Source organism: Caryophanon tenue (assembly GCF_001700315.1).
GTDB classification, from domain to species: Bacteria; Bacillota; Bacilli; order Bacillales_A; family Planococcaceae; genus Caryophanon; species Caryophanon tenue.
Genome location: NZ_MASJ01000003.1, coordinates 331,519 through 346,258 on the forward strand (window position 1 = coordinate 331,519; position 14,740 = coordinate 346,258).

Genomic DNA, 14,740 nt, shown 5'->3' on the forward strand with positions numbered 1-14,740 from the left:
AAAGAACTAAAGGGAGGCGTATCGTTTGGAAAGTGCAAAAAAAGAGAAAAATGAACTTTGGGAATGGACCAAAGCATTACTGATTGCGTTTGCTGTAGCAGCAATTATTCGTTTCTTCTTATTTACACCGATTGTCGTAGATGGTGAATCAATGATGCCAACGCTTGAGAACGGTGACCGTATGATTGTGAGTAAAATTGGTTATATGATTGGTGAGCCTGACCGCTTTGATATCGTCGTATTCCATGCACCTGAAGGGAAGGATTATATTAAACGTGTAATCGGTGTACCGGGTGACCATGTTGAATATATTGATGACCAATTATATATTAACGGTGAAGCGATTGAAGAGCCTTATTTAGACGCAAAAAAAGCTGAGTTATCAGAAGGTACGCTAACAGAAGATTTCATGTTAGAAGAAAAAACAGGTGTTTCTGAAATTCCTGAAGGTTATGTATTTGTGATGGGTGATAACCGCCGTTATAGTAAAGATAGCCGTCACATTGGTTTAGTGAGTGAAGAGGAAATTATCGGCAATACAAGCTTAATTTTCTGGCCATTAAACGAAATTAAATTAGTAGATTAACACGCAGGCGAGGGCTGTTTTCACATCCCTCGCTTATGTTTGTAATGGAGGTTCATAGTATGACAATTCAGTGGTTCCCAGGGCATATGGCGAAAGCCCGCCGTGAAGTAACAGAGAAATTAAAATTAGTGGATATTATTTTTGAATTAGTGGATGCACGTTTACCATTATCATCACGTAATCCAATGATTGATGAAGTGATTAATCAAAAGCCACGTTTAATCATTTTAAATAAGATGGATATGGCAGATGAAGTGCAAACACGTCGTTGGGTGCAATTTTTTGAAGAGCGCGGTATGCGAGCAGTAGCACTTAACTCATTCGAAGGAAAAGGCTTGAATGCTTTAAATAAAGCGGCAAAAGAAATTTTACAAGAAAAATGGGACCGTATGGCATCAAAAGGCATGAAGCCACGTGCCATTCGCGCAATGATTGTTGGTATTCCAAACGTAGGGAAATCAACATTAATTAACCGTTTAGCGAAGAAAAATATCGCCAAAACAGGTAATACACCAGGTGTGACAAAAGCGCAGCAATGGATTAAAGTTGGTAAGGAAATTGAGCTATTAGATACGCCGGGTATTTTATGGCCAAAATTCGAAGACCAAAAAATCGGATATAAATTAGCAGTAACAGGTGCCATTAAAGATGCCATTACGAATATGGAAGATTTAGCGATTTATATTTTACGCTTCCTAGAAGAGCGTTACCCAGAGCGTTTACAAGAGCGTTACGGCATTGATGGTGTTGACGAAGATTTAGTTGTGACATTTAATGCAATTGGACAAAAGCGTCGCGTTTTTGGACAAGGTGGCGAGATTGATTATGACCAAGTAGCGCTGTTAATTGTGCGTGATTTACGTGCCGAGTATTTAGGGCGCATTACATTTGATTTTGTTGAAGAAGCAGTGGCAGAGGAAGAACGTCAAGCAGCAATCGCAGAAGAAGATGCAGAACGTCGTCGTCAAAATAAACAACGACGCGCAGAAGAAAAAACAGAATCTTAAACGGAAAGAAGCATCACTAAGAGCACAACTTTTAGTGGTGCTTCTTTTTGTGCGCGGCATGTCTTTTTTGTTTGATATAATGAACAGATGATAAAAGCCGATATAATGATAACGGAAGAAAGAAGGATTTTAACGATGACATCAATTAAAGAGATTACAACTGCCTTAAAAGAGGCGTCAACATATGAAGTGTGGATGGAAGATATTCGTTTAGATGAACGTTTAGGCGTACAAAAAGCGTGGGCAAGTTTTGAAAAGCGTATGCAAAAGCAGCAAGCGATGATTGAGGAACATATGAAAAAAGTTGCATTTGATAAAGAGCATGTACAACAAGGCACGTACGTAGCTGGCGTAGATGAAGCGGGACGCGGCCCATTAGCTGGACCAGTCGTAACAGCTGCAGCTATTTTACCACTTGATTGTGAAGCGTTAATGGGCATTAACGACTCGAAGCAATTATCAAAAGAAAAACGAGCAGCGTATGCCGAGCTGATTAAGCAACATGCCATTAGCTATAGTGTTCATTTTCAGTCGGTTGAAGAAATTGACCGTTTAAATATTTATGAGGCAACAAAAGAGTCCATGAAAATCGCTGTGGAGCAATTGGCTATACAGCCGGATGTAGTGCTTGCTGATGCGATGACTTTAAATATTACACACGCTCAGTACAATATTATTAAAGGTGATGCACTTAGCTTATCAATTGCAGCTGCGTCTATTTTGGCAAAGACGGCACGTGATGCTTATATGGATGATTTACATGAACAGTACCCACAATACGGCTTCAATAAGCATGCAGGCTACGGTACGAAGGAGCATGTTGAAGTATTGCAGCAATATGGTGTTACACCACATCACCGTCGCAGCTTCGAGCCGATTAAATCTATGGTGAAATAAGGAGGGTTTCTATGACATCGATGTCATTTCAACCAATTCAATCACAAAGTGCGCAACCAGTGTCCACACAGCCAGTAGCGTTACAGCAAGGTCAAATGTTTCACGGTACAATTAAGCAGTTATATCCGGACCAAACTGCGGAAATTCAAGTCGGTAACCAAAAGATGATTGCAAAATTAGAAGTGCCGTTAAAACAAGGGGATGCGCATTTATTCCAAGTGACACAAACACAGCCCCAAACGGAATTAAAAGTTGTCACAAATGCAGCAACGCCACAACAGCAAATGCAACAAGTGATGAACGCAATGAATTTACCGAAAACACCAGAGATGCAGCAAGCGTTACAGCATTTTATGAAAGCCCAGCTACCGATTACGAAAGAAAATATGCAACATGTGGCACAATTTTTAAAAACATTACCAGCAGATGTTAGCGTAAAAGATGCACTTGCAGCGATGACGAAAATGATTGAACAAAAATTGCCAATGACGCAAACGGTATTTCAAGCGTTAACGCAAGGGACAAAAACATCGGGCATGGTACAAGTGATGCAGCAGCTACAACAAACAATTGAAGCAGACCCGATGATTCGGCAAGATACGAAACAACAAGTGATGCAACAATTACAAAAAATTGCGCAACCATTTACGGCGCAAACAGCGAATCTATACGCAGCGAAGCTTATCGAACAGTTACAAACAGGTACAGCTATACAAAAGGAACAGGCACTTAGCACGTTAAAGCAAGCCAATTTGCTGCCACCGCAAGCCAGCGTGATAAATTGGCAACAGCCTGCTGGACAAGCAAGCTTAGCGCCACAGGCAACAGCAGGACAAGTGATGCAAGCGTTGACGCAAGCAACGCCACAGCAGTTACAAGCCCAGCTACCGATGCTGAAACAGTGGATGAATGAGCAACCCGCCTTACAAGCTCCACAAAAAGAGGCATTACAGCAATTCATTCAACGTTTTGAGCAATTGCCGAAAACTGCGCAAACAGCAGCCATTTTTACAAAGCAGTTTCATGAACAATTATTGCAACAGATGACGAAAAATAGCCAACAAGGGAATGCAGCTGCAACGGCTCACATGTTATCGTTAGTCTCACCGCAAGCACAAGCGAATATACAGCAACTTCCACAAGTAATCGCGCAGCAGCCACAGCTCCAGCAGATGATGCTGCAAGTGGAAAGCACTGTACAACAAAATGTCGATGCAAAAGCAATTGAGCAAGCGATGCGTCAAACGATGCGAGATTTAGGCATGAGCTATGAAGCAACGATGAAAACAAACGACCCTCAAACGTTGGCGACGCAGCTAAAGCCACAGTTACTGGCGATGTTACAAGAACCGATGCTTGCTGCGACAAAGGATGCGGCAGAAACGATGTTAGCGCGATTAAACGGTATGCAGTTGCAATCGGGCGACAATGGGCATCAACATCAATTAGTGATGCAAGTACCACTGCAATTTTTAGGGAAGCAGAGCGAGGCGACTTTGCAGTGGAATGGACGAATGAAAGATGATGGACAAATTGATGCAGATTATGCGCGCATTTTATTTTATTTACAATTATCGTCATTAGAAGAGACGATGATTGATATGCAAGTGCAAAATCGTATTGTGACGGTACATGTATTTACGCATCACGATGCCCTACAAGCGCTTGCAACACCATTGCAGACTGCGCTGAAAGAAGGATTGGCAAAACATGATTATCAATTGTCTGGTGTCTTTTTAAAGCCATTTACAGCACCAACTGTGACGAAAAAGGTGGAAACCATCCAAACAACAGGGGTTGATTACCGCATATGAGTGAACAAAAACATTATATTCGAAAGCAAGCGATTGCTCTAAAGTACGACCCAGCTGTGTCATCTGGGCCAATTGTCGCCGCAAAAGGAAAAGGGAAAATTGCTGAGGAAATTTTAGCGAAAGCAAGCGAAGCGGAAGTACCGATTTATGAGGACCCGAGCCTTGTAGAAGTACTTGGACAACTCGATTTGAACACAGCGATACCAGAAGAACTTTACCAAGCGGTTGCTGAAGTATTTGCATTTATCTATCATTTAGACCAAAAGCACCAGCTAACACGTAAAAAATAATATTTTTTAAAGAAACTTTTGTGAAATAGTTTCGAACGACGTGTAAAAATTCAAACAATTAAAGTGATAAAACATTCAAAAAACATTTTTTTAGAGAAAAAAAGAGTATTTAACTAAAAAAACTACTTTAAAGAGTATTATAGACATTGTAAGAATTTTTGGGTAAAATAATGTTTGTAAGAACGAATTTAACTATTGTTTGAATGGGAGGATGGATCATGAATATTCATGAGTATCAGGGGAAAGAAATTCTGCGTCAATACGGCGTAGCAGTTCCGCGCGGTTATGTTGCTTTTTCACCAGACGAGGCTGTGAAAGTTGCAAAAGAGTTAGAAACAGCAATAACAGTCGTGAAAGCACAAATTCATGCCGGTGGTCGTGGTAAGGCAGGCGGTGTTAAAATCGCTAAAAATTTAGATGATGTTCGTACATATGCGAAAGAATTACTAGGTAAAGTGTTAGTGACACATCAAACAGGTCCAGAAGGTAAAGAAGTAAAACGTTTATATATAGAAGAAGGCTGCCCAAATATTGAAAAAGAATATTACATCAGCTTAGTAGTAGACCGTGCGACATCTCGCGTAACGGTAATGGGTTCTGCTGAAGGCGGTATGGATATTGAAGAAGTAGCAGCAGAAACACCAGAAAAAATCTTCACGGAAGTTGTCGATCCAGTATTAGGTTTAACAGCATTCCAAGCGCGTCGTTTAGCGTTCAACATAGAGATTCCGGCGAAGCTTGTAAACCAAGCAGCGAAATTAATGTTAGGTTTATACCAAGCATTTTTAGAAAAAGATGCATCAATGTTAGAAATTAACCCACTTGTTGTAACAGGTGACGATAAAGTTTTAGCATTAGACGCGAAATTCAACTTTGATGGCAACTCATTATACCGCCAAGCGGAAGTGCGTGAGTTACGTGACTTAGATGAAGAAGATGCAAAAGAAATTGAAGCATCAAAATATGACTTAAGCTACATTTCTTTAGATGGTAACATCGGTTGTATGGTTAACGGTGCCGGCTTAGCGATGGCAACGATGGATACAATTAGTTACTACGGCGGTTCACCCGCGAACTTCCTGGACGTTGGGGGCGGTGCGAACGCAGAGAAAGTAACAGCAGCATTTAAAATTATCTTATCAGACCCGCAAGTACAAGGCATTTTCGTAAATATCTTCGGTGGTATTATGAAGTGTGACATCATTGCGGAAGGTGTTGTAGCAGCTGCTCGTGAAGTAGGTCTACAAGTGCCATTAGTTGTACGTCTAGAAGGAACAAACGTAGAGCTAGGAAAAGACATTTTAAATAACTCAGGTTTAAATATTATTGCGGCGAACTCAATGGCAGACGGCGCGCAAAAAATTGTGAACTTAGTAGCTGGGGAGGTTAAGGCATGAGCGTTTTCATCAATAAAGACACAAAAGTAATCGTTCAAGGTATCACAGGAGAAACTGCACGTTTCCATACAAAGCAAATGGTTGAATATGGTACAAAAATCGTTGCCGGTGTAACGCCAGGTAAAGGTGGTACAGAGGTTGATGGTATTCCAGTATTCAACACGGTTGAAGATGCAGTAAAAGAAACAGGCGCAACAGTATCTGTTATTTACGTACCAGCAGCATTTGCAGCAGATTCAATTTTAGAAGCAGTTGATGCAGAGTTAGATTTAGCGATTTGTATTACAGAACATATTCCAGTACTTGATATGGTGAAAGTAAAGCGCTATATGGAAGGGAAAAAGACTCGTTTAGTAGGTCCTAACTGCCCAGGTGTTATTACAGCGGATGAGTGTAAAATCGGTATCATGCCTGGTTACATTCATACAAAAGGCCATGTAGGTGTTGTATCTCGTTCTGGTACATTAACATATGAAGCGGTACACCAATTGACACAAGCTGGTATCGGTCAAACGACAGCAGTAGGTATTGGTGGAGACCCTGTAAACGGCACAAACTTCATCGATTGCTTAAAAGCATTCAATGAAGACCCAGAGACATATGCAGTTGTGATGATTGGTGAAATCGGTGGTACAGCTGAAGAAGAAGCAGCTGAGTGGATCCAAGCAAACATGACAAAACCAGTTGTTGGCTTCATCGGTGGTCAAACAGCACCTCCAGGTAAACGTATGGGCCATGCTGGTGCCATCATTTCAGGTGGTCAAGGAACGGCAGCAGGTAAAATCGAGGCGATGAATGCAGCGGGTATCGAAGTTGCACCAACACCATCAGTAATCGGTGAAACATTAATTAAAGTGATTAAAGAAAAAGGCTTATACGAAGCTTGTAAAACACATTAATTAGCTTTAGGAGACTCCATAATCTTTCGTATGGTGGAGTCTCTTTTTCCTATTTCCTCTTGTAAGCACCATGTTCATTTTTAAAAATGACAAAGGAGGCTTATTTTGTATGCGCAAAAATCTTCTATTATTACATCAAATATATCCGGTGTCTTACGATAAAATCTCCCCATTACTCACAATTACTCCGCAGCTCGACGAAGTTGTAACGATGCCAACGAAGCAGTTGCAACAGCTATTACGTACTTCATTTAAACAAGCCCAGAACATTCAGCACTATATGCACACGACAAATTACGAGATTGTAGTAGAACATTACCAACAGCGCGCCATTCACATTGTGATGTATGGTGATGCGCTTTATCCTACGCATTTATATAATATGTACGACCCACCCGCTGTTTTATATGTGAAAGGAAATGAAACATTACTCAAGAGGCGTAAAGTCGCTATTATTGGTTCGCGTGAAGCAACACAATATTCACAAGATGTTATTAACTGGCTTGTACCAGCTTGTAGAGATGCCAATATGACGATTGTTAGTGGCTTAGCACGAGGTGCAGACACAATGGCTCATTTAGCAGCGATGGCTACGCAGGCGTCGACGATTGCAGTACTTGGGCATGGGTTGCAGTATATGTATCCGCCAGAGCACCGTGCACTTGCGGAACAGATGAGTACGCAGCAATTACTTTTGACAGAATATCCATATCATATTGCGCCGCAACGCTGGCATTTTCCGATGCGAAATCGAATTATTAGTGCATTAAGTGACGCTGTTGTTGTAACAGAAGCAGCGAAAAAGAGTGGTACGATGAGTACAGTTGATTATGCTTTAGCGCATGGCAAAGATATTTATGCGTTACCTGGAAATATTTTTTCGAAGCTTTCAGAAGGGCCAAATGCTTTAATAGCAGAGGGTGCGACGCCTTTATTATCACTCGAACATGCGACGTTTTTACAACATTTATATGAGAAAAATTGAAAAAAAGTTGCATTATATGAAAATCTGTTATACATTTTGCAACAGATATTCTTTTCAAATGGCTCTGTTGAAATTTGGGCAAAGACGTCTGAAAATGTTACGAGTTTAGCGAAATAAGGGCAAGCTTTTCATACGATAGAGGTAATGCCGCAATGGTCAATGGATGAAAGAAGTGTCCGCTAACTCAACGCATCAAGAGCTTTACAAACATAAAAAACAAAACCTCTAATTTTAAGAAGGAGGATTATTGAATGGCGGATTATTTAGTAATTGTAGAATCACCAGCAAAAGCAAAAACAATTGAACGTTATTTAGGAAAGAAATATAAAGTAAAAGCATCGATTGGACATGTACGTGATTTACCACGTTCACAAATGGGCATCGATACAGAAAATAATTATGAGCCACGCTATATTACGATTCGTGGGAAAGGGCCGGTGTTACAAGAGTTAAAACAAGCGGCTAAAAAAGCGAAGAAAATTTATTTAGCGGCTGACCCTGACCGTGAAGGGGAAGCAATTGCTTGGCACTTAGCAACCGCGTTAAATATCGACATTGAATCGGATTGTCGCGTGGTATTCAACGAGATTACGAAGGACGCTATTTTAGAATCATTTAAGCATCCACGCCCAATTGATTTAGATTTAGTAGACGCACAACAAGCTCGTCGAATTTTAGACCGTTTAGTTGGCTATAATATTAGTCCTATACTATGGAAGAAAGTCAAAAAAGGTTTGTCGGCTGGTCGTGTACAGTCGATTGCACTACGCTTAATTATTGAGCGTGAAGAAGAAATTAAAAACTTCCAACCAGAAGAATATTGGACGATTGAAGGCGAGTTCGAAAAAGGCAAAAAGCCGTTTAGCGCATTGTATTATGGTGATGGCGACCAAAAGATTAAATTAACGAATGAAGAACAAGTAAAAGAAGTGCTTGGCTCGATTAAAGGGAAAGCATTCAATGTAACGAATGTTGTACGTAAAGAGCGTAAACGTAATGCAGCACCACCATTTACAACGTCTTCTTTACAGCAAGAAGCAGCACGTAAATTAAACTTCCGCGCGAAGAAAACAATGATGCTGGCTCAGCAATTATATGAAGGTATCGATATCGGTAAAAAAGAAGGTACAGTCGGGTTAATTACGTATATGCGTACCGATTCAACACGTATTTCTGATACTGCGAAAGCAGAGTCAGTGGCATTTATCGAAGACACGTATGGTAAAGAGTTTGTGGGCACAGATGTAAAACCTGCGAAGAAAAACTCAAACGCTCAAGATGCGCATGAAGCGATTCGTCCGACAAGTACGTTACGTTCACCAGACACATTAAAAGCGGTGTTATCACGTGATCAATTACGTTTATATCGTTTAATTTGGGAGCGCTTTATCGCAAGTCAAATGGCACCAGCTGTCCTTGATACGATGACGGTTGATTTACAACACGAAAATGTACAATTCCGTGCGAGCGGTTCACAAGTGAAGTTTGCTGGGTTTATGAAATTGTACATTGAAGGTACAGATGACCAAACAGAAGAAACGAATAAATTATTGCCGGCAATGGAAGTTGGGGATGTGGTCAATTCGATTCAAATTGAACCGAAGCAACACTTCACACAACCACCACCACGTTATTCGGAGGCACGTCTTGTAAAAACGTTGGAAGAGCTAGGTATAGGTCGTCCATCAACATATGCACCAACACTGGATACCATTCAAAAGCGTGGATATGTAACGCTTGAGACGAAGCGATTTGTACCGTCTGAGTTAGGAGAAATCGTTCATTGGGCAACGCTAGAGTTCTTCCCTGAAATTTTAAATATCGAGTTCACAGCACAAATGGAACGCGATTTAGATAAAATTGAAGAAGGCGATAAGCGCTGGCGAGAAGTGATTGATGCATTTTATCAAGATTTTGAAAAGCGTGTGCAATATGCTGATGCGGAAATGGAAAAAATCGTTATTAAAGACGAGCCAGCAGGGGAAGATTGTGAGCTATGTGGCTCTCCAATGGTCTTTAAACTAGGGCGTTACGGTAAGTTTATGGCATGCTCGAATTTCCCGGAATGTCGCAATACAAAAGCGATTATGAAGCAAATTGGCGTAAAATGTCCAGACTGTGAAGAAGGACAAGTTGTAGAACGTAAAAGTAAAACGAAACGTCTATTCTACGGCTGTGACCAATACCCAACATGTGAATTTGTATCATGGGATAAGCCAATTAGTAGACCTTGTCCGAAATGTAGTGCATTATTAGTGGAGAAGAAAATTAAAAAAGGTGTTCAAATCCAATGTACGAAATGTGATTATGAAGAAGCACCGACTCAATAATAGAAAGATAGGTAATACAAATATGTCACAACAAATTGTTAATGTAATTGGCGCAGGTTTAGCAGGTAGTGAAGCTGCTTGGCAAATCGCAAAGCGCGGCGTGAAAGTACGTTTATATGAAATGCGTCCAGTGAAGCAAACACCAGCGCATCATACAGATAAGTTTGCAGAATTAGTATGTTCAAACTCATTACGTGCAAACGGTTTAACGAATGCAGTAGGCGTTATTAAAGAAGAAATGCGTCGTTTAGACTCAGTAATTATGGCGGCAGCCGATAAGTGTGCTGTACCAGCAGGTGGTGCATTAGCAGTAGACCGTCATGAGTTTGCAGCTTACGTAACAGAAATGGTGCGTAATCACCCAAATGTAGAAGTCATTAATGAAGAAGTAACGGAAATTCCTGAAGGCATTACAATTATTGCAACAGGTCCATTAACATCTGAAGCGTTAGCGAAGGAAATTCAAGCGTTAACAGGCGAAGAATATTTATATTTCTATGATGCAGCAGCACCGATTTTAGAAAAAGATTCAATCGACATGGATAAAGTATACTTAAAATCACGCTATGACAAAGGTGAAGCAGCATACTTAAACTGTCCGATGACGAAGGAAGAATTTGATGCGTTCCGTCAAGCATTAATCGAAGCAGAATGTGCACCATTGAAAGAATTCGAGAAAGAAAAGTACTTTGAAGGATGTATGCCAATCGAAGTAATGGCAGCTCGTGGTGAGAAAACAATGACATTCGGTCCGATGAAGCCAGTTGGTTTAGAAGATCCGAAAACAGGTAAGCGTCCATATGCAGTTGTGCAATTACGTCAAGATGATGCAGCAGGAACACTTTACAATATCGTTGGTTTCCAAACGCATTTAAAATGGCCGGAGCAAAAACGTGTATTCTCGATGATTCCAGGTTTAGAAAACTTAGAAATCGTACGTTATGGCGTTATGCACCGTAATACATTTATTAACTCACCAAAAGTGTTAGAAAAAACATATCAATTATCAGCGAACAAAAACTTATTCTTTGCCGGTCAAATGACAGGGGTTGAAGGATATGTAGAGTCAGCTGGTTCAGGTTTAGTTGCAGGTATTAATGCAGCGCGCTTAGCAATCGGTGAAGAGCCAATTATTTTCCCATTTGAGACAGCACTTGGCTCAATGGCACGTTACATTACAGAAGCAGATGCGAAAAGCTTCCAGCCGATGAACGTAAACTTCGGTATTTTCCCAGATTTAGGCGAGCGCATTAAATCGAAGCCAGAACGTGCAGAGCGTCACGCAACACGTGCATTAGACACAATTGAGAACTTTATGAACACAACAACAATTTAGTTTGAAAAAGCCTCTAAGACTTGTTATAATCTTAGAGGCTTTTTAGTTGCAAAGCGTATGAAAATATGAAATATTCAACATAAGACGAGATGTCTGACGTTTTGATGACACAAATTAACGAAAATTAGTGGAAAATAATATTTACTACTTGTCAGACAGTTAAAATAAGTCTATTGTCTAAAAGGTGAACTTTTTATACGATACATCTTTCGTCCATTAATCCTTCTAGACGACAATGGAGGTACGACATTTCAATGACACTTGAACAATCATTGCAAAAGTTTATGTACTATATTCAAGCAGAGCGAATGTTGTCACCGCATACCATTCGTGAATATGCTTACGATTTAGAAGAGTTTATAGCATTTTTGGAGCAAGAAGGAGTCCGAGAGATTCTACATGTAGATTACATACATGCGCGTGCCTTTATAACGAAACTATATGAGGAACAAAAAGCAAGAACGACGATTTCAAGAAAAATTTCTTCGATTCGTTCTTTTTTTGCGTTTTTAAACAGAGAGATTGCGTTAGATGACACACCGTTTCAAGCATTGTATCATCCGAAGCGGGAACAGCGGTTGCCGCACTTTTTTTATGAAGAAGAATTAGCACAGCTATTTGAAGCAAATGCCGGTGACGATTTACAATCCATTCGAAATATAGCGTTACTGGAGCTATTGTATGCAACAGGCATACGTGTAAGTGAGCTGCTTGCAATAGAGTGCTCACATATCGATTTTCAATACGGTTTTGTGCGTGTAACAGGAAAAGGTCGAAAAGAGCGAATCGTTCCATTTGGTCAATATGCGTTAAATGCGTTAGCATATTATGTAGAGTATGCACGACCGCGTATTATGAAAAAGGAACAACACGCGATGCTTTTCGTCAATATGCGTGGAGGCGCGTTAACAGCTAGTGGTGTTCATCGTATTTTACAGAAGATGATGGACAAGGCTGCGATGCACTTAAAGATTTATCCGCATATGTTGCGTCATACATTTGCGACGCATTTACTGAATAACGGAGCGGATATTCGAACGGTGCAAGAGCTGTTAGGACATGCGCAACTATCAACAACGCAAGTTTATACACATGTTACAAAAGAACATTTGAAAAAAACATATATGAATGCACATCCAAGGGCATAAGAGGAGTGGAAAGTATGGGACAAATTCATGCAACAACGATTTTTGCAATTCAACACAATGGTGAATGCGCGATGGCTGGTGACGGTCAAGTAACGTTAGGAAACCAAGTAGTTATGAAAGCGACAGCGAAGAAAGTACGCCGTCTGTTTAATGGACAAGTATTAGCGGGCTTTGCCGGTTCGGTGGCAGATGCATTTACATTGTTTGAAATGTTTGAAGCGAAATTAAATGAATATAACGGTAATTTACAGCGTGCAGCAGTAGAAGTAGCTAAACAATGGCGCGGTGATAAAATGCTACGTCAATTAGAGGCATTATTACTTGTGATGGACAAAGACACATTATTACTTGTCTCAGGTACAGGCGAGGTTATCGAACCAGATGATGGCATTTTAGCAATCGGCTCGGGTGGGAACTATGCGTTATCAGCAGGCCGTGCTTTAAAGAAATTCGCAGGTGACACGTTATCAGCAAAAGAAATCGCACATGCATCGCTTGAAACAGCAGCGGATATTTGTGTGTTTACGAACCATAACATTATTTTGGAGGTATTGTAATGACGACAAAAAACTTAACGCCAAAACAAATTACTGAGCATTTAAATCGTTATATCGTAGGACAAAATGATGCGAAACGTGCAGTTGCTGTAGCATTCCGTAACCGATACCGTCGAAGCCTTTTACCGGAAGATATGAAAAATGAGGTCATCCCTAAAAATATTTTAATGATTGGACCAACAGGTGTTGGTAAAACCGAGATTGCGCGTCGTATTGCGAAATTAACGAATGCACCATTTATTAAAGTAGAAGCGACAAAATTTACAGAAGTCGGCTATGTCGGTCGTGATGTAGAATCAATGGTCCGCGATTTAGTGGAATCGGCTGTGCGTGTTGTGAAAGAAGAGAAGATGGAAGATGTGAAGGAGCAAGCGGAGCAGTTAGCGAACGAACAAATTGTGAAGCTACTAGTGCCAGTGATGCGCAAAAAACAAACATCACAAAATCCGTTTGAAGCCTTATTTGGCGGCAATCAACAGCAAACAGATGAAGACCCTTCAGAGCAAGCGGAAGTTCGCTCTCGTCGTGCACAAGTTTCAGTCGATTTAGCGGCAGGTAAACTTGAAGAAGAATGGGTAACGGTTGAAGTGACGGAGCAGCAAGCCTCAATTTTTGATGCACTACAAGGTACAGGTATGGAAATGGCAGGAAACGGCATGCAAGATATGCTGTCGAATTTAATGCCGAAGAAAACAAAGAAACGTCGTGTGCAAGTGAAAGATGCACGCCGTTTATTAACGGTAGAAGAAGCGAATAAGCTTATTGATACAGATGAAGTGACACAGGAAGCTGTAGTACGTGCTGAACAAGCAGGTATCATCTTTATTGATGAGATTGATAAGATTGCGTCAAAAGGTAATACAGGTGGTAATACACTTGTTTCACGCGATGGTGTACAACGTGATATTTTACCAATTATTGAAGGTTCAACAGTGACGACGAAATATGGTCCTGTTAAAACGGATTATATGTTATTTATTGCAGCGGGGGCATTCCACGTTGCGAAACCATCTGATTTAATCCCTGAGTTACAAGGACGTTTCCCAATTCGTGTAGAACTTGAAAAGTTAACGAAGGAAGATTTTGTACGTATTTTACGCGAGCCAGACCACTCATTAATTTTACAGTACAAAGCGTTATTAGAAACAGAAGGTGTAACGATTGAATTTACAGATGAAGCAATTGACCGACTTGCTGAAGTAGCAACAAATGTCAACCAAGAAACAGACAATATTGGTGCGCGTCGTCTACACACAATTTTAGAGCGACTGTTAGAAGAACTATCATATGAAGCATCTGAAATTGCACCGGCACATATCGCGATTACGCCTGCGTATGTGGACCAAAAGTTAGGCGAAATTGTGAAAAATAAAGATTTAACACAATTTATTCTATAATGTTCAGTTCAAATTATTTTATTTGAATTATAAAAAGGTTTAGAATATTAAGTGAATTAGCTCGACGGCAGCAATATGTCATCGAAGCGAAACAACA

General features: G+C 40.5%; 13 protein-coding genes. All 13 read left to right on the top strand.

Translation table 11 applies throughout. From position 1 onward, the window contains the following. Positions 1–25 precede the first annotated feature (25 nt). Positions 26–586 (top strand): signal peptidase I, encoded by a 561-nt coding sequence (gene lepB, locus A6M13_RS04750; protein ID WP_066543347.1) that lies wholly within the window; start codon positions 26–28, stop codon positions 584–586. Between the two features lie 59 nt (positions 587–645). Next, positions 646–1,593, top strand: coding sequence for a ribosome biogenesis GTPase YlqF (gene ylqF / locus A6M13_RS04755; RefSeq protein ID WP_066543348.1), 948 nt, complete (start codon positions 646–648; stop codon positions 1,591–1,593). A gap of 135 nt (positions 1,594–1,728) precedes the next feature. Further along, complete coding sequence (locus tag A6M13_RS04760) at positions 1,729–2,490, top strand: ribonuclease HII (RefSeq protein ID WP_066543350.1); 762 nt, start codon at positions 1,729–1,731, stop codon at positions 2,488–2,490. 11 nt (positions 2,491–2,501) lie between these two features. Then, entirely contained in the window at positions 2,502–4,304 is a 1,803-nt protein-coding gene (locus tag A6M13_RS04765) for a hypothetical protein (RefSeq protein WP_066543351.1), read from the top strand. Further along, complete coding sequence (locus A6M13_RS04770; RefSeq protein WP_066543352.1) at positions 4,301–4,594, top strand: EscU/YscU/HrcU family type III secretion system export apparatus switch protein; 294 nt, start codon at positions 4,301–4,303, stop codon at positions 4,592–4,594. Before A6M13_RS04765 ends, A6M13_RS04770 begins: the two co-directional genes overlap by 4 nt. 218 nt (positions 4,595–4,812) lie before the next feature. Beyond that, positions 4,813–5,991, top strand: a complete 1,179-nt coding sequence (sucC, locus tag A6M13_RS04775; protein WP_066543353.1) for an ADP-forming succinate--CoA ligase subunit beta — start codon at positions 4,813–4,815, stop codon at positions 5,989–5,991. Beyond that, the gene (sucD, locus tag A6M13_RS04780; protein ID WP_066543354.1) at positions 5,988–6,890 is read left to right on the top strand and encodes a succinate--CoA ligase subunit alpha; all 903 of its coding nucleotides are present in this window, start codon (positions 5,988–5,990) and stop codon (positions 6,888–6,890) included. Before sucC ends, sucD begins: the two co-directional genes overlap by 4 nt. Before the next feature lie 109 nt (positions 6,891–6,999). Continuing rightward, positions 7,000–7,875: a DNA-processing protein DprA gene (dprA, locus tag A6M13_RS04785; RefSeq protein ID WP_066543355.1), complete on the top strand. Its 876-nt coding sequence runs from the start codon at positions 7,000–7,002 to the stop codon at positions 7,873–7,875. Between the two features lie 251 nt (positions 7,876–8,126). Then, positions 8,127–10,205 (top strand): type I DNA topoisomerase, encoded by a 2,079-nt coding sequence (topA, locus tag A6M13_RS04790; RefSeq protein WP_066543357.1) that lies wholly within the window; start codon positions 8,127–8,129, stop codon positions 10,203–10,205. Between the two features lie 22 nt (positions 10,206–10,227). Further along, positions 10,228–11,541: an FADH(2)-oxidizing methylenetetrahydrofolate--tRNA-(uracil(54)-C(5))-methyltransferase TrmFO gene (gene trmFO / locus A6M13_RS04795; protein WP_066543361.1), complete on the top strand. Its 1,314-nt coding sequence runs from the start codon at positions 10,228–10,230 to the stop codon at positions 11,539–11,541. 248 nt (positions 11,542–11,789) lie between these two features. Beyond that, positions 11,790–12,689: a tyrosine recombinase XerC gene (gene xerC, locus A6M13_RS04800; protein WP_245669233.1), complete on the top strand. Its 900-nt coding sequence runs from the start codon at positions 11,790–11,792 to the stop codon at positions 12,687–12,689. Positions 12,690–12,703: 14 nt separating this feature from the next. After that, complete coding sequence (hslV, locus tag A6M13_RS04805; protein WP_066543364.1) at positions 12,704–13,246, top strand: ATP-dependent protease subunit HslV; 543 nt, start codon at positions 12,704–12,706, stop codon at positions 13,244–13,246. Continuing rightward, the gene (gene hslU, locus A6M13_RS04810; protein ID WP_066543366.1) at positions 13,246–14,643 is read left to right on the top strand and encodes an ATP-dependent protease ATPase subunit HslU; all 1,398 of its coding nucleotides are present in this window, start codon (positions 13,246–13,248) and stop codon (positions 14,641–14,643) included. Before hslV ends, hslU begins: the two co-directional genes overlap by 1 nt. The last annotated feature ends 97 nt before the right edge of the window (positions 14,644–14,740 follow it).

Bases quoted from the DNA above. Each gene is read 5' to 3' on its own strand.
- ylqF (WP_066543348.1), top strand. From the start codon at position 646: ATGACAATTCAGTGGTTCCCAGGGCATATGGCGAAAGCCCGCCGTGAA.
- A6M13_RS04760 (WP_066543350.1), top strand. From the start codon at position 1,729: ATGACATCAATTAAAGAGATTACAACTGCCTTAAAAGAGGCGTCAACA.
- A6M13_RS04765 (WP_066543351.1), top strand. From the start codon at position 2,502: ATGACATCGATGTCATTTCAACCAATTCAATCACAAAGTGCGCAACCA.
- A6M13_RS04770 (WP_066543352.1), top strand. From the start codon at position 4,301: ATGAGTGAACAAAAACATTATATTCGAAAGCAAGCGATTGCTCTAAAG.
- sucC (WP_066543353.1), top strand. From the start codon at position 4,813: ATGAATATTCATGAGTATCAGGGGAAAGAAATTCTGCGTCAATACGGC.
- sucD (WP_066543354.1), top strand. From the start codon at position 5,988: ATGAGCGTTTTCATCAATAAAGACACAAAAGTAATCGTTCAAGGTATC.
- dprA (WP_066543355.1), top strand. From the start codon at position 7,000: ATGCGCAAAAATCTTCTATTATTACATCAAATATATCCGGTGTCTTAC.
- topA (WP_066543357.1), top strand. From the start codon at position 8,127: ATGGCGGATTATTTAGTAATTGTAGAATCACCAGCAAAAGCAAAAACA.
- trmFO (WP_066543361.1), top strand. From the start codon at position 10,228: ATGTCACAACAAATTGTTAATGTAATTGGCGCAGGTTTAGCAGGTAGT.
- hslV (WP_066543364.1), top strand. From the start codon at position 12,704: ATGGGACAAATTCATGCAACAACGATTTTTGCAATTCAACACAATGGT.
- hslU (WP_066543366.1), top strand. From the start codon at position 13,246: ATGACGACAAAAAACTTAACGCCAAAACAAATTACTGAGCATTTAAAT.